The organism is Bacillus sp. FSL K6-3149 (assembly GCF_038630515.1).
GTDB lineage: Bacteria > Bacillota > Bacilli > Bacillales > Bacillaceae > Bacillus > Bacillus pumilus.
Map to the genome: position 1 here is coordinate 234,639 of NZ_CP152034.1, position 16,408 is coordinate 251,046.

Genomic DNA, 16,408 nt, shown 5'->3' on the forward strand with positions numbered 1-16,408 from the left:
ACAAAAAACAGAACAGGAGTACGCATCATGACAGGAAAAACACACATTATGGGCGGAATCGCCGCCTCAACAGCCGTCGCCTACTACTACGGATTCGACCCAGTCATCATGGCTGCAGCTGGATCAGCAGGTGCTTTGATCCCCGATCTTTGCCATACAAAAAGTAAAATCGGTAGAAAATTTCCGCTGCTCTCGGCACTGATCAGCAGCGTATTCGGTCATCGCACGTTCACTCACAGTTTATTATTTCTGCTGATCATTTATTTTCTTGCGACAACATACATTCCAAATGACAGCCTAAGTATCGGTTTACTAGTTGGAATGGCGAGCCACCTTATCCTTGATGCTGGAACAGTGAACGGCATTAAATTTTTATTTCCAGCTTCCATTAAAGTGCGTCTCCCCTTCTATGTCAAAACAGGCAGCACAGGAGAACAAGTCGTACTAGCTGCTCTCACTGTCGTCACCTGCTATTACATCGCCGTCATCTGCGGCATATCTATCCCCATCCAGTTCTAACAGAATATAAAAGAGTTTTGCGAAAAAGATAAGATATGAATTGATCATTCCTCATTTTTTTAGTAGGTTTAAGATAAGTGTTTTTGCCTTGCAGCTGAATACAGAATGATGAGGAGATACATAAATGAAAGCGTTTTTCAAAAATCACTGGTTTTTAGTGTATTCCATCCTCTTCATGTGGATGAAAACATACATCATTTATCAACTAGGTTTTCACATACGAACGGCCAATCTGTTTCATGAATGGCTGCTTTTGATCAATCCACTTAGCTTTCTACTCCCTTTGTTTGGAATAGCTCTTTTTTTAAATGAAACCAAACAAAAGGTTTTTTTATTGACTGCAAATTTTATTCTTACGGCGATTCTTATATCGAATACGATCTTTTATGGTTTTTACATTGATTTCATTACCATTCCCGTGCTATTCCAAGCGAAGAACATGGGAGATATGGGCAGCAGTATGACGGAATTATTCCACCCGCTCTTTGTGCTGATGCTCGTTGATTTTGTCGTACTTGCTTGGCTGCTCAAGCGCAAACCATTAGCCCCAAAAGCGTCATACAAGACGATCAAAACATATTATGCGATCTGCTGCAGCTTCCTATTGTTTCATGTCAGCTCAGCTATGATGGATCACCCTCGATTTCTGACAAGCTCTTATGATCGTGAAGTCATTGTCAGAAACCTCGGGCTGTTCCAATTCCATCTTTACGACGGTGCTGCCCAAACGGCACGCATTGGACAAAAGGCCTTTGCGGATGAAGATACGCTTTCTACTGTAGCAAACTACACAAAGGCTGATTACAGCGCACCAAACGAAGAGTACTTCGGACTTGCTAAAGGCAAGAACGTTGTGTTCATTTCACTTGAATCGACGCAGCAATTTGTCATGAATCAAAAGGTAAATGGACAATTTATCACTCCCTTTTTAAATCAATTGGCTAAAAAGAGTTTTTATTTTGATGAATTTTATCAGCAGACAGAACAGGGGAAGACGTCCGATTCAGAGTTTATTGTCGCGAATTCCCTCTACCCTTCAAGCAGCGGCGCTGTCTTTTTCACAGCGAGTGATAATGAATATGATACGTTATACAAGCAGTTGAAAAAGGAAAACTATCAATCCGTCCAATTTCATGCGAATAATAAAACGTTTTGGAATCGTGATGTAATGTATAAATCTCTAGGAATTGATCGTTTTTATGATGTCGATTCATATCATGTCAATGAACGGAATTCCACTGGCTGGGGCTTAAAGGATATCGACTTCTTTGATCAATCCATTGATTATTTAAAAAAGTTGAAGCAGCCTTATTACAGTACGTTCATTACTTTGACCAATCATTTTCCATTTGAAATTGACCCGAAGGATCAGTTTATTGATGAATATGATTCGTCCAGTACCATTTTAAACCGCTATGTGACGACCGTCCGCTATCAAGATGAAGCGATTAAGTTGTTTTTTGACCGTATGAAAGAAGAAGGATTGTATGACAATACGATGTTTGTCCTCATGGGTGACCACTATGGCATCTCTGAGGCACATCATGAGGCAATGGCACAGCTGCTCGATCAAGAGGAAATCACACCGTTTGATGCGGTCAAACTGCAGCGTGTTCCGTTTTTGATTTACATTCCTGGTGTCACGGACCAAGCACCGCAGACGATTTCTGAAACAGCTGGTCAAATGGACGTCAAGCCGACACTTCTTCACTTACTAGGGATTGAAACGAAGGATTCCATTCAATTCGGCAATGATTTATTTTCAAATGAACGGACGCCTTTCGCTGTATTGAGAAACGGTAACTTTATTACAGATGATTATCTCTATACAAAGAACACCTGCTATGATCAAAAAACAAAAGAACCCGTGAAGCAGGATGAGGTATGTCAGCCCTATATCGAAAAAGCCAATAAAGAGCTCTCCTTATCAGACAAGGTGATCAATGGGAATTTGCTGCGTTTTTATCAGCAGTAAACAGGATAATACGATCTCCTTAGTCGTCACGCTGAAAGTCGCCATTTGGCGGCTTTTTCTTTTCTCTTTTTATTGAAAGCCTATGAATGCTCAAATAAGTTTGCTTATAATAAAGGGAACTACATGATATTGAATGATAAGAGGTGTGAACATGAAGTATATATTCTTAGCCTTCATCTCCATATGTTTGCTTCTGAGTGGATGCCAAACAGAGATGAAGCCATCTAATTCGAATAAAAAAACAGAGCTTGTAATTTCAGCAGCGGCAAGTCTTCAGGATGCACTAAAGGAAATTGAAGCCTCCTTTCACAAACAGCATCCACATGTGACATTAACGAATAACTTCGGATCATCCGGCGCATTGAAGCAGCAAATCGCTCAAGGAGCAAAAGCGGATCTCTTTTTCTCAGCAGCTGAAGAGCCCTTCAATAAACTTGTTCAATCTGGAGACATTGACCGAGAATATCTCAAGGACGCCATACAAAACGAGCTAGTCCTTATTGTGCCAAAAGATGGCTCTTCCTCTATTAAAAGCTTTCAAGACGTCCAGCACGTAAAAGGAGAGATCGCTCTTGGCACACCTGAATCGGTTCCTGCTGGTACATATGGCAAAGAGATTTTCACAAAACTGAATATATGGGATCAAGTGAAAAAGAATGCTGTCTATGCCAAAGATGTACGGCAAGTTTTAAGCTACGTTGAAACTGGAAATGTCGAAGCAGGTGTTGTGTATAAAACAGACGCCCTCGTTTCTAAAAAAGTAAAGATTGCAGCTGAAGCAAATTCGGACATGCACTCCCCGGTTATATATCCAGTAGGGATTGTCAAAGGGACAAATCATCTTACGGAAGCCAAAGCCTTTTTTCAATTTCTTCAATCTGATAAAGCCACATCCATTTTTAAGAAATACGGCTTTCAAGTGTCGTAATGCCTATGCTGACTGAAGACTTTCTATCACCCATTTGGCTGTCCGTGCAAGTGGCTATCGTCAGCGGGCTGTTGGCCACAGTTTTTGGCACAACAATTGGCTTCTGGATGGCGCGAACAACTTTTAAAGGGAAAATGATTGTGGAAACGCTCCTGATGATGCCGCTCGTTCTCCCGCCAACAGTCGTTGGCTTTTTATTGCTCGTCGTATTCGGAAAGCATAGTGTAATAGGGGGCGCGATTGAATGGATCTTCCATCAGCCGGTCATTTTCACATGGTGGGCGGCGGTTATTGCTTCGACAGTCGTGGCATTCCCGCTCATGTATCAATCAGCAAAGGCGGGCTTTTCTACAATTGAGTCAGATATTGAAGGGGCTGCAAAAGTAGATGGTGCTCATTCATTCCAAGTCTTTGCCTATATTACTGTACCTCTTGCCCTTCCATCCCTCTTGTCAGGCAGCATCCTTAGCTTTGCAAGAGCCCTTGGAGAATTCGGAGCGACCTTAATGTTTGCCGGCAACATCCCAGGAAAAACCCAAACACTCCCAACCGCTATCTATGTGGCGATTGATTCTGGACGCATGGAGCTTGCTTGGGCGTGGACGATCTGTATTGTGATCTTATCTTTTATTATGCTTTTGGCTGTGCGTAGAAGTAGTACGTAAAAAAATCCCTCTATGTGAGAATAGGGGGATTTAGACTACATATTTACTTTGCCGTTTTACCATAGTATAAGTCATCAGGGATGACAGATAGAAAAGCAATGAAATACTGATCAGGATGGTGGTTATATTCATGGGAATCGGCACAAATAATTGGTAGTTTCCTTTAAACAAAAAAAAGTGCATAGCTAAGTTGGCGATCATATTTTTTAAATCAAAGACACCTAAGTTAGGAATCAGTAAAAAATAAACCATATAGATGCCCCCTGATAAAATAAAACTTCGACATAAACTACCTAAATAAAAAACAAGTGTACTAAATAACCAACTAGTACAAATAACAAACATGAATTGAAGCAATATAGAATGTTCCGTACTATCTTGATATGTAAACAATTGAACAGATATATCATTTGATATGGCAGAATAAAAGATATGGCTAGCTATATAAGAAATAAGAGAAAGAATAGGAATCAATAATAGAATGATGACATACAGAGATAATTGCTTAGAAAACAATACATCATTCCACTCATATCGAACTGCCTTTATTTTCAGCGTTTTATATTTAACATCATATGTTGATAAATAAATAGCATATAAACCAAATACGAGAGGATAAAAGATAAATCCCATCCATTCTAAAGTTGTTGAAATCGTTTGAGTGGGTTCCATCAAATGAAGTGAATGAATAAACTGCTCATAATCATATTTCAAGACATTTTCTACAACTTCCCCCTCAGCTCCGGCTAGTTCTCCTTCTTCTATGTTGACTGGCATCGTCAAAGCCTTCTTAATATCAATCCCGAGCTCTTTGTATTCACTTTCTGTTTTTACATATTGGGCATAGTTGGATTTTGTTGTTTCATATTGAGCATATACATTCCATAACGAAATCAGCATTAATGGAATGAACAAGACAAGAAATGCTTTGGCATAATATTGATATAAAAACTCTTTTTTCATTAATTTAAAGATATGTTTGATAGATGTCACCCAAATCCTCTCCTTTTTCCTGAAAGTCATGGATTTGAATCATTGATTTGTCTTTTAAAATAAACAATTCATCCACAATAGATGAATAAAATTCAAACTGATGACCTGTAGCAATAATCGTCATGTCTTCAGACCATTTCTTAATCATTGCTTTTAATTCCATCATTGTTCCATAATCTAAACCATTTGATATCTCATCTAAGAATACATATGTTGGTTTTGTTAAGGCAATGAATATGAAACTTAGCTTCTTTTTTTGTCCATATGAGTAATGTTTGATCTTTTTCTTGAGAATCTCATGTGGCAGGTATTCTCTTGCCAGTTCATCACACTTTTTTTGATCAACAGGGCTGTTTAACAATAATCTTATATTTTGATAACCGTTTAGATTTAAATAGAGTGGAGTATCATCAAACATCACCTGAATCTCATTTCTTACTCGATCAATTGGCTGATGATTATACAAGATTTCCCCTTCATAGTGTTCTAGCTGAAGTAAGCATTTCATAAAAGTTGTTTTTCCGGATCCATTCTTCCCCATTATGAAATTTATTTTTTGATGTTTTATTTGAATATGTAAATCCTCAAATACAGGCTGATGTCGATATGTTTTTGTCAATCCTTTTACATGGATCATTTTCCAAAAACTCCTCTAAGTATTTTTTGTAGATTGTTATTAAAAGCGCCTCGTTTATTATTATGAAATTACCCCAAACTCGATATGTAAAAGAGTTACTCACAAAGGTAAAGACAAAGCAAGAATGACTTTTTGTATATAATGATCCTCCTTTTATTCATATTCAAAATTTACCATATAACCCATTATCATTCCATAAAGTTCATGTGATTTAAGGTGGATTTAAGGAGATATGCTCGCTTTCAAGATAGCTTTTAATTCAATTAATAAAAAAACACCTTTCCATTAGTCACAGAAGTGTCTCACTCCTACGTCTATCGAAAGGTGTTTTTATCATTATTCTATTTCATTATTATTCAAACCCAACCGTCATCGTCTCTGGATTCGAGCCGACACGCTCGTTATTGTTTAATGCATCGATTTTTTCCATGTCTTCTTTTGAAAGTTCGAAATCAAAAATATCTGCATTTTGTTTAATGCGTTCTTCGTTGATTGATTTTGGAATCGTCACGACACCGCTTTGCAGATCCCAGCGCAGGATGACCTGTGCAACAGATTTGTTGTAGCGTGCAGCCATGTCCTTTAATACGTCATGATCTAATAGCTTTCCTTGCATGAGCGGAGACCATGCTTCAATTTGAATGCCTTTTTCTTTTGCGTATTGACGTAGTTCGACAAGTGTCAGTTTCGGATGAAATTCAACTTGGTTCACGGCTGGAACAACCTCAGCATCTTTTAATAGCTCTTCTAAATGCTGAATGTAGAAGTTGCTGACGCCAATGGCTCTCACTTTCCCATCCTTGTAAAGCTTCTCAAGCGCACGCCATGTGTCTTTAAATGTTTCTGCATTTGGGCCAGGCCAATGAATCAAATAGAGGTCTAAGTAATCAAGACCTAATCGATTCAAGCTTGCGTCAAATGCAGCCAGCGCTTTATCATAGCCTTGATCCGTATTCCATACTTTAGACGTAATGAACAAATCTTCTCGTTTCACGCCAGATTCTTTAATTGCTTTGCCTACGCCTGTCTCATTTTTATAAACGGCAGCCGTATCAATACTGCGGTATCCGTTGCGTATGGCTGCTTTTACGGCATCTACCACTTGATTGCCGTCCTCCACTTTGAATACACCTAAACCAAACCAAGGCATTTCCACTCCGTTATTCAGTGTTACGGTATCATTCAAGCTTTTAACCATTTTAACAACCACCTTTTTCATAGATTCCATCTTTTTCATTATCTCACGTTGTCCATTAAAACTCTATTATCAGGCGTTTTTCTTCGCTTCGATGGCTAACAGCAAAGCACCTGTCATGCCGGCCTTGTCTTCAAGTCCAGGAGAGACAATATATGAATCAAGCGGCGGCAGGTCTACATAATCATTGAGATAAGCAGCAAGCTTCTCTCGAATTAGTGGAAACAGTTGTTTTTGCTTCATGACGCCCCCGCCCATAATGATGCGCTCTGGGCTTAAAATAAGCGAGTACTGCATCAGCGCCTGCGCCAAATAGTCGGCTTCAAGTGCCCAAACTGATTCTTCCTCCGTAAGCTCTTTAGCAGATTTCCCCCATCTTTTCTCAATCGCTGGTCCAGCTGCCAGTCCTTCTAAACACGTCCCATGCGCTGGGCAGACTCCTTCAAACACGTCTGATTCATGCTGCCTGACAAGGATGTGCCCCATTTCTGGGTGCGAATGACCATGAAGAAGCTCGTTTTTTACAACAGCGCCAGCACCGATACCCGTACCGACCGTGATATACAAACAACTATTCAGCCCTTTGGCTGCTCCTTTTGTTAATTCACCTAAGGCTGCCGCATTTACATCTGTTGTAAAAGCTACTGGGACTTCTAATTGCTTCTCTAGCTCTGGAATGAACGGGTAATGCTTCCACTCTACTTTCGGCGTGTTCATGATATAACCGTAAGAAGGGTCGTCCTTTTGGACACAAATCGGTCCAAAGGAGCCGACCCCTAATGCTTCAATGTCATGCTGCTCGAAAAATGGCATGAGCTTTTGTAATGTTTTTTCTGGGTGCTCTGTAGGAATTGTCATTTCTTCGAGAATGTCCCCGTGCTCATTGCCAATTGCACAACAAAACTTTGTACCGCCAGCTTCAATTGCTCCATAATACGCCATCATTGATCTCCCCCTGCTTGTTCTCTTTCTTCATCATAAAACATAGGGAAAAAGATAACAACATTACGTGTTGGTCAGGAGAACAGCTTCCATATCATTGATATACTCCCTTAGATGATGGGCAATATCACGATTGATTTCACCATTTTCATACAAAGTTTGAATTTCATTTCGAATCGTCTGTACAGCTTGGAAGTTAAGCTCTTTTTTCTTCCGGTCAAACGAACGGTCTTTTTGCTGAAAGAAGCTTGGACCGTGTTCACATCGATAAATGACTTGGTTGTAAAAGCCAATCACTTGGTGACATGTTTGTTTATTTTCATCGGTCATATGCTGTTTGATCGAGTCCACAGCAGCCTCTGCCGTTTTCTTACGGATTTGCTTGTACGAGTCTTCGTTTTCTAAAATACCGCTGGAAACGAGCTGATTCGGTCGCCATAATTGGAGCCATTGAAGCAAGCGCAGGAACTTCACTTTTGAAAAACGAATTTTGAAGGAGTTTGAATACAGCATTTCCAGCTCATGAAATCTCTCCTGTAGCTCATAGGCTTCTTCTTTATCTAATTTCTCTTCATCAATTAATTGCTGAAGCTTCATTTGTTCTGCTTTAATTCCATGCAATCTAATTTTTCGTTCCTGTCTTCTCATCCCGAATTGGTACGGCTCACGCTGGATATTACGCAGCTTCATTCGGTAATCATTAATGAGTGCTAGAGACACTTCCCTGTTGTCTTCATTCATTCCTTCTCTTAAGGTTTTAATGGCACTTCTCAGCAGCTTCCGTTTCGCATGCTGAACCTTTGTATCCAAATCCACGGCAATTTGTTTGTCTTTTTTCTCAGATAAAAGAGGCAATAATACACTAGCTAAAATGAGTGTACATAAAATGACGCCTGCTGCGAGGAAAATAATCAAATGCCGCTCGGGGAATGGTGATCCGTCCGCAAGCGTAAATGGGATTGAGAAGGCACCAGCTAAAGTGACAGCACCACGAACACCAGAGAATGTCATCAGCATCGAAGCACGCAGCTTCGGTTTTTTCACATTCTGCTTTTTCGTTACACTCCAGTTACCTGCCCAGAAGAGCCATACCCATAAGAATCTCAGGATCATGAGACATAGCGTGATGATTAAGATGTAGCTGATGACCTGCATATTATTAAACGCTTCATCCTGGAAAATCACTGTCGATACATCCGGAATCTGCAATCCAAGAATAACGAAAACAAGTCCGTTTAAAATAAATAAAATAATATTCCATGTGTTTGATGAAGCAATTTGCAGTTTGGCTAAATTTGCTTCCATTCGATCCTGCTCAATGGCATGTGTCACACCGCCAGCAACAACCGCTAAAATACCGGATACACCAATTTCTTCAGCTGCTAAATAGATGACAAATGGTGTAAGGATTTGCAGAATGATATGCATCGTGACATCGTCCATTCCTAAACGGCGGAGAAAATAGCGAAAACGAATGATAAAAAAGGATAGAATAAATCCAGTCAATAGACCACCTGCGGCAATCAGGACAAAGCTAAAGGATGCCTCAGCAATTGAAAAAGCGCCAGTTACTGTTGCTGCAATGGCAAATTTAAAGGCGACAAGTCCTGATGCATCGTTCATCAATCCCTCGCCTTCCAGCAGTCTCATGATGCCCTTTGGCATGTTCACACGGCTGGAAAGAGCACTGACTGCTACCACATCTGTCGGTGATAAAATCGCTGCAAGCGCAAATGCGGCTGGAAGTGGTATGCTTGGGATCATCCAATGGATGGTATATCCCGCGACAATGACTGTCGCAAAGACTAACCCTAGGGCTAACAGAAGAATCGGCGCTCTTAATTTCCACAGCTCATCCCTTGGGGTACGCTTCCCGTCATTAAATAACAGCGGCGCAATGAATAAAACGAAGAATAGTTCAGGATTTAAAGAAATATGTAAACCTGAAGGAAAAGCTGCCACCAGTATTCCTAAGCCCACTTGAATTAACGGGACTGGAATAAAGGGGACAAAACGATTGATAATATTAGATGATGCAATGAGTGCAAGTAGTACGAGCACTGCCAAAAAAATCTCCACTAGTACGTGTCCCTCCTATTTTAATTTTTTCGTCAAGTTTTGCTTACATGCAAAGATGTGTTCATTTCGAGTTGATTCATCCGTCCGATCATAGAAGCTTCTTTAGTATTCCGCAAAATGTGAAACCAACACATAACAATCCATCTAGGCAAAAAAAGGCTGAATCCAGATATTCAGCCAGCTGACAAAATTTTCATCATATGTATTGTTCCAATGATGAACAAAAAGACCCTGCTTTTATTTTACACGAAAACTCCATTACCTGCTGACATCCAGCTCGTTTCAAACACAAAAAAAAGAGCGAAATCGCTCTTTTCTCGTTTTACCCTTTATTTAAAAAATAAGACCTAGCGGGAAGCCGCCATTTGAATAGGTAGGAACAAACCCTGCATACGACGAGGATGAGAAACAGCAAATACAAAGCAATCTCTCCTTGTGCTAAACCGAGTCCTACGAGTAAGCCGCCAAGTGCTGCCCAGACTGCGTAAATCTCTGCTTTTAGCACAAGTGGCTTTCGCCCTGCCAATAAATCACGCACAATTCCGCCACCGCTTCCAGTCAGAATGGCTGCCACAATGACCGCACTGAGCGGAAGCTCTCTTTGCACAGCAAATAATGCACCTTGAATCGCAAACGCTGCTAAGCCAATCGCATCCGAGAAATTCCCCCATGTGCTCCAGTGCTTGAGCAAAAGCTTTGGAAAAAGAAACACAATCGTAATGGATACAAGAGCAATGGTAAACATCTTGCCCTGTGACCATAAAGCAGACACCGGAAGACCGATTAATAGATTCCGAATCGCTCCACCGCCAAATGCTGTCACAATCCCTAAAATGTACACACCAAGAATATCGTACTCTTCCTCCATTGCCACTATCGCACCACTAATGGCGAACGCGATAATACCAATGATACTTAAGACTTCCCATGCCATTTTCCGCTTATCTCCTTACATGATCTGATCATCTAACACTACTCCCTTAATGTATATCTGACATAAGCGAAAAGCAATACAAATTTTCTTTAAATTTTATCTTTTTGCAAAAATAAAAAATAGCCCGCTAAAAAGCAGGCTATCTCTCAATCTTCTTTTGCATTTAACAGCAGCATACTGATGATGATCAGAATAAATGCAATAAGTGCTAATAGCGGAATGGTGATAAAACCAAACCAGTTCAAATAATCAACAGAACAAGGAATACCGCTGAGGCAAGGGCGAATCGACGCAAAGCCTGGGATCTTTTGTTCCATATAATGATAGATGGAAAAGCCAGCACCGATTACAGCTAAAGGCAGTACGTAATACTTCACTTTGACATCACCCCGGAACGTAGCAATTCCAAGTAAAAGCACGAGCGGGTACATGAAAATACGCTGGAACCAGCACATATCGCATGGAATAAACTTTTTGATTTCACTTAAATACAGGCTGCTCATCGTCGCAACGATCGAGACAATCCAAGCACTGTACAAGTAAATAAGCTTATTCTTCATGATTTCTTCCCTTTAAGCTCTTGATCAATTAATTCTTTGATTTCATCATAGTCATAGAAGTTTTGGACTTGTTTATTGTTAATGAAAATCGTTGGTGTTGAATTCACTTTGTATTTGTTCACAAGCTGATCGTCTGTGTTCAGCTGCGGCTGATACGTTTTCTTTGATAGGTTATCTTTGAGTTTGTCCGTATCAATTTTTGTTGTCTTTTTCGCTAATTCAGTCAGCTTAGCAGGCGTAACCCATTCTGCTTCACTATCTGGCTGTGCTTGATAGACAGCTTCATGGAATGCCCAGAAGTTTTTTGGATCTTCTTTCCATACTTCTTCAGAAGCTAGTGCTGCTAACACTGCGCCATCTCCATGAACAGGCAGTGGCAAGTTAATAAATGAAAATGATACATCGCCTTTATCTATGTAGTCTGCTTTCAGTTTTGGGAAAATGTCTGTTTCGAATGATTTACATGACGGACATTTGTAGTCCCCAAACTCGACAATTTGCACCGCTGCATCTTTGTCTCCTATGACAGGCTGTCCTTTAATCGAAGGCTTACTGTCAACTGTTTGTGCTTCTTGGCTGTTCTTGTTTCCAATCACAACAAATATACCGATGAGAAGAGCTGCGATGATGGTTAAAATGACAGCAAATTTAATGGATGAAGATTGATTATTTTTCTTACTCACATAAGCACCTACCTTATCTTTTTCATTCCTTTTAAAAAAGAAAAAGGATAATAGCTTAGAAAAATGCCATTATCCAACTTCTTCTATTTTAACAAGAGGGGGTCCATTATGAAAGATGGTATTCATGAAATTTTCCTTACAATTTTATTTCATGACCCTCATCGCATTTAAAACAGCGAGTACGGTGACACCGACATCCGAGAAGACGGCTTCCCACATCGTCGCAATTCCGAATGCTCCGAGTAATAGGAAAACGCCTTTGACACCAAGGGCGAATGCGATATTCTGCCAGACAATCCTTCTTGTTCGTTTTGCGACAGCGATGGCTTCTGCTACCTTTGATGGCTGGTCCGTCATGATGACGATATCAGCCGCTTCGACAGCTGCATCTGAACCAAGCCCGCCCATTGCAATTCCTATGTCCGCTCTTGCTAATACCGGTGTATCATTAATGCCGTCCCCAACAAATAATAGCTTTTCTTGAGGCGCTTTTTTCTGATCAATTTCTTCTAATTTCGTTACTTTGTCCTGCGGTAATAATTCTGCATGTACTTCATCAATGCCAATTTGCTTAGCGACCGCAGTTCCGACTTGCTTAGCATCACCAGTGAGCATGACGGTTTGAATACCAGACGCCTTTAGAGCAGAAACGGCTTCGATTGCATCGTCCTTTAATTCATCTGCGATCAAGATTGATCCGGCAAACTCACCGTTAATTGCCATGTACACAACGGTTCCGCTTCTTTTTTCTTTTTCATACGCAATGTCTTCTCGCTCCATCAGGCGGTGATTTCCCGCTAAGACGTGAGATCCGCTGATGGTCGCTTTAATTCCATGTCCCGCGATATCCTCATATGCTTCAATCTGGCTTTCATCAAGCGGTGAGCTATATGCCGCTTTAATTGATTCTGCAATAGGGTGAGAGGAATGGGCTTCTGCTAGTGCTGCAAAAGAAAGCAGCTCTTCTTCTGACCACTTGTCACTGACTGTGGCAATATTGGTCACTGTAAAGTTTCCTTTTGTAAGCGTGCCCGTCTTATCAAATACCGCATATTTCACAGAATTCAATGCTTCTAAATAGTTACTGCCTTTGACAAGGATGCCTCGTTTAGACGCTGCCCCAATCCCCCCGAAAAATCCTAATGGAATGGATACAACAAGAGCACAAGGACAAGAGATCACGAGAAAGACAAGTGCCCGGTACACCCAATCAGACAATTGTGCTGATGGAATAAGAAGCGGCGGCACAAAGGCAAGCAATAAGGCGAGTACGACGACAGCCGGTGTATAATATTTCGCAAATTTTGTAATGAAATTTTCTGTCTGTGCTTTTCGGCTGCTTGCATTCTCAACCAAATCTAAAATTTTCGTCACAGCCGATTCGCTTAACTCTTTTTGAACTTCAATTTCAAGTATACCGTTTTGATTCACAAATCCTGCAAGAACTTCTTTTCCCGCTTCTACATCCCGCGGCACCGACTCCCCTGTTAATGCGGATGTATCAACAAGCGAGAAGCCCTCAATAACGAGCCCATCCAGCGGAATTTTTTCACCAGGCTTCACGACAATACGGTCACCGGCTTTTACTTCTTCTGGATTCACTTTTTTCGTTTCATTTCCGACTTTTAGATTCGCGTATTCTGGACGTATATTCATTAATTCACTAATTGAACGTCTTGAACGATTCACTGCCGCCCCTTGGAAGAGCTCTCCAATTTGGTAAAAGAGCATCACTGCCAGTGCCTCTGGATATTGCTGAATCACAAAAGCGCCAACTGTTGCAATGGTCATTAAAAAGTTCTCATCAAATACTTGGCCTCGCACGATATTTTTCAGCGCTTTAAAAACCACATCACCGCCGACTAGTAAATATGCTGCGAAGAACATAAGGAACTTTAATACACCATCTTCAGGTATAAAGAAAGCGGCTGTTCCAATGACTGCACCGCCAATTAATTTCAGCACAATCGTTTTTAAATTTTTTGTCCCATGATCATGATCGTGATGATGTCCTTCTTCTTTCGGTGATACACTCACATGAGGTTCAATGGACTGAACAGTTTTTTCAATACGCTTTGTCATCGTTTCTTGCTTATCTGCATGCGTCACAGTCAAGGTGCCTGTCGCAAAGTTAACAGAGCAAGCTTCCACTCCATCCATTTTGCTGACTCCTGTTTCTATTTTCCGTGCACAGTTGCCGCAATCAAGACCGCTTAATACGTATTCATCCTTCATCTTTTTCATGTTCTCACCTTTTTCTATATGATAAGTAACGTTCCCTGGATTGATTCAACCTATTAAAAATTAAAAACTCTATATATGAGCATATACTCATATATTGGATTACCCTTATTATATGAGGATTTCTTATCTTCTGTCAATCATTTATGAAGAAATAATTGGTTTTTTGTGTCCCATTCTGTCACACGGATTTTCAATAAACCAAGCTCATGTCCCCCTTTCTGCGCATAACATAAAAACGATCGTTTGATCTCTGACAGAATAAGTGCAGTTTTTTCTCTTTACAAAAGAAGGACAGACGCTTAGAATGAAATAAAAGTTTCCCCAAGGAAACAAATTAGCGTTAGAGAATCATTTCATCCTTTAGTCAAAATTATTTAATGTATGCATATATCTTTAGGAAGTGCAATGATGATCGAAAGGGGCCGCAAGAGATGCCAAATGCTTTAACAATCGACCGTCTTCATGTCTCATATCACGGGCAGGATGCTTTAGAGAACATCTCTCTTTCCATACAGGAAGGAACGATGACAGGAATCATAGGTCCAAATGGTGCCGGTAAATCGACTTTACTCAAGGCATGCTTGGATTTAATTGAAAAAGATCAAGGGGATATTCGCTTTTTTGAACAGCCCTTTAAACAAGTTAGAAAACAGATCGCCTATGTACCTCAGAGAAATGATCTAGACTGGACGTTTCCTATTCATGTGCTGGATACCGTCCTACTTGGAACATATCCGAAGCTTGGCCTGATCAAACGTCCGAAAAAAGAAGACCGGGCATATGCGTACCACTGTTTAGAAAAAGTCGGCATGCAGGACTTTGCCAAAAGACAAATTGGTGAGTTATCCGGCGGTCAGCAGCAGCGTGTCTTCCTTGCAAGAGCACTTGCGCAAAACGCACAGCTCTTCTGTTTGGATGAACCATTTGTTGGAATTGATATGGCAAGTGAAGAAACAATGGTTCGCATTTTGAAGGAATTACGTGATGAAGGAAAAACCATTTTGGTGGTCCATCATGATTTAAGTAAAGCCGATGATTACTTCAGCCATCTCGTTCTGTTAAATAAAAAACTCATCAAAGCTGGACCTGTACACGATATCCTTCGCCCAGAGGTCATGCTGGAGGCATATGAAACGCAGCTACCATTCTTAAAATCAGCAGGAGGAGACGTGTAATGGAATTTTTAACCGGACTCTTTGAATATGCGTTTTTACAAAAAGCATTATTTACATCCGTGATGGTAGGCATTATTTGCGGGGTCATTGGCTGCTTTATCATTTTACGGGGCATGGCCTTGATGGGAGACGCCATATCGCATGCTGTGCTGCCAGGTGTCGCCATCTCTTATATGCTGGGAATTAACTTTTTCTTCGGAGCCGTCTTAACTGGCGTATTAACAGCGATTGGGATCGGATATGTGAGTCAAAACAGCCGCATTAAAAATGACTCTGCCATCGGTATTGTCTTCACCGCTTTTTTCTCAATCGGAATTATTTTGATCACATTTTTGAAAAGTTCCAGTGATTTATATCATATCTTGTTTGGAAACGTTCTAGCTGTTCGTTCATCTGATATGTGGATTACGCTTGGCATCGGCATTTTTATCCTGCTGGCCGTCATCATTTTCTACAAAGAATTGCTCATTAGTTCATTTGATCCGGTGATTTCTTCGGTTTACGGTTTACCGAATCGAATGATCCATTATTTTCTCATGACCTTGTTGACCCTTGTGACCGTTGCTTCACTACAAACTGTTGGGATTATTCTTGTCGTTGCCATGCTTATTACGCCGGCAGCCACTGCGTATCTCTTAACAGACCGGCTATGGATTATGATTTATTTATCTGCATTTTTCGGGGCAGTTTCTGCCGTTGCCGGTCTTGGGCTTAGTTTTACGTATAACTTGTCGTCTGGCGCTTCTATCGTGCTAGTTGCGACCATTTTATTCGGGAGTGCCTTTATCCTTTCACCAAAGCAAGGAATTCTATGGAGATCATTAAGATCTAAACGAAAACGAACGCAGCTAAAAAAGGAAGCGTCTATGTAAAAGGAGG

The 16,408-nt window shown here is 40.6% G+C and carries 15 protein-coding genes; 6 read left to right on the forward strand and 9 right to left on the reverse strand.

Annotated features, from left to right (window positions below; all coding sequences use genetic code 11):
* Positions 1-27 precede the first annotated feature (27 nt).
* The 4 genes from MHB83_RS01290 to modB all read left to right on the forward strand — a co-directional run bounded on the left by MHB83_RS01290 (position 28) and on the right by modB (position 4,087).
* Positions 28-519 (forward strand): metal-dependent hydrolase, encoded by a 492-nt coding sequence (locus MHB83_RS01290; protein WP_050944121.1) that lies wholly within the window; start codon positions 28-30, stop codon positions 517-519.
* A gap of 124 nt (positions 520-643) precedes the next feature.
* Entirely contained in the window at positions 644-2,494 is a 1,851-nt protein-coding gene (locus MHB83_RS01295) for an LTA synthase family protein (RefSeq protein ID WP_340866524.1), read from the forward strand.
* Between the two features lie 151 nt (positions 2,495-2,645).
* Positions 2,646-3,422 carry a molybdate ABC transporter substrate-binding protein gene (modA, locus tag MHB83_RS01300; protein ID WP_342496562.1) on the forward strand — a complete coding sequence of 259 codons (777 nt, stop codon included), beginning with the start codon at positions 2,646-2,648 and terminating at the stop codon, positions 3,420-3,422.
* A complete protein-coding gene (gene modB, locus MHB83_RS01305) occupies positions 3,422-4,087 on the forward strand; it encodes a molybdate ABC transporter permease subunit (RefSeq protein WP_212045537.1) in 666 nt (221 codons plus the stop codon). Before modA ends, modB begins: the two co-directional genes overlap by 1 nt.
* A 30-nt stretch (positions 4,088-4,117) precedes the next feature.
* On the opposite strand, the gene MHB83_RS01310 is transcribed toward modB, so the two are convergent.
* The 9 genes from MHB83_RS01310 to MHB83_RS01350 all read right to left on the reverse strand — a co-directional run bounded on the left by MHB83_RS01310 (position 4,118) and on the right by MHB83_RS01350 (position 14,354).
* Entirely contained in the window at positions 4,118-5,080 is a 963-nt protein-coding gene (locus MHB83_RS01310) for an ABC transporter permease (protein ID WP_340990138.1), read from the reverse strand.
* A complete protein-coding gene (locus tag MHB83_RS01315; RefSeq protein ID WP_340990140.1) occupies positions 5,055-5,717 on the reverse strand; it encodes an ATP-binding cassette domain-containing protein in 663 nt (220 codons plus the stop codon). The genes MHB83_RS01310 and MHB83_RS01315 overlap by 26 nt, the downstream gene beginning before the upstream one ends.
* A gap of 352 nt (positions 5,718-6,069) precedes the next feature.
* Positions 6,070-6,915 carry an aldo/keto reductase gene (locus MHB83_RS01320; RefSeq protein WP_012011253.1) on the reverse strand — a complete coding sequence of 282 codons (846 nt, stop codon included), beginning with the start codon at positions 6,913-6,915 and terminating at the stop codon, positions 6,070-6,072.
* Between the two features lie 69 nt (positions 6,916-6,984).
* Positions 6,985-7,854 (reverse strand): ROK family protein, encoded by an 870-nt coding sequence (locus MHB83_RS01325; protein WP_335365179.1) that lies wholly within the window; start codon positions 7,852-7,854, stop codon positions 6,985-6,987.
* 63 nt (positions 7,855-7,917) lie between these two features.
* Complete coding sequence (locus MHB83_RS01330; protein WP_003212699.1) at positions 7,918-9,933, reverse strand: Na+/H+ antiporter; 2,016 nt, start codon at positions 9,931-9,933, stop codon at positions 7,918-7,920.
* Between the two features lie 322 nt (positions 9,934-10,255).
* Positions 10,256-10,867: a trimeric intracellular cation channel family protein gene (locus MHB83_RS01335; protein ID WP_003212961.1), complete on the reverse strand. Its 612-nt coding sequence runs from the start codon at positions 10,865-10,867 to the stop codon at positions 10,256-10,258.
* A gap of 146 nt (positions 10,868-11,013) precedes the next feature.
* Positions 11,014-11,427, reverse strand: a complete 414-nt coding sequence (locus tag MHB83_RS01340) for a disulfide oxidoreductase (protein WP_003212957.1) — start codon at positions 11,425-11,427, stop codon at positions 11,014-11,016.
* On the reverse strand, positions 11,424-12,110 hold the full coding sequence (locus MHB83_RS01345) for a DsbA family protein (protein ID WP_050944130.1): 687 nt from the start codon (positions 12,108-12,110) through the stop codon (positions 11,424-11,426). The genes MHB83_RS01340 and MHB83_RS01345 overlap by 4 nt, the downstream gene beginning before the upstream one ends.
* A 144-nt stretch (positions 12,111-12,254) precedes the next feature.
* Positions 12,255-14,354 (reverse strand): heavy metal translocating P-type ATPase, encoded by a 2,100-nt coding sequence (locus tag MHB83_RS01350; RefSeq protein ID WP_003213268.1) that lies wholly within the window; start codon positions 14,352-14,354, stop codon positions 12,255-12,257.
* 431 nt (positions 14,355-14,785) lie between these two features.
* On the opposite strand from MHB83_RS01350, the gene MHB83_RS01355 reads away from it, so the two are divergent.
* A complete protein-coding gene (locus tag MHB83_RS01355; protein ID WP_012011260.1) occupies positions 14,786-15,529 on the forward strand; it encodes a metal ABC transporter ATP-binding protein in 744 nt (247 codons plus the stop codon).
* A complete protein-coding gene (locus MHB83_RS01360) occupies positions 15,529-16,401 on the forward strand; it encodes a metal ABC transporter permease (protein ID WP_003212785.1) in 873 nt (290 codons plus the stop codon). The genes MHB83_RS01355 and MHB83_RS01360 overlap by 1 nt, the downstream gene beginning before the upstream one ends.
* Positions 16,402-16,408: the final 7 nt, after the last annotated feature.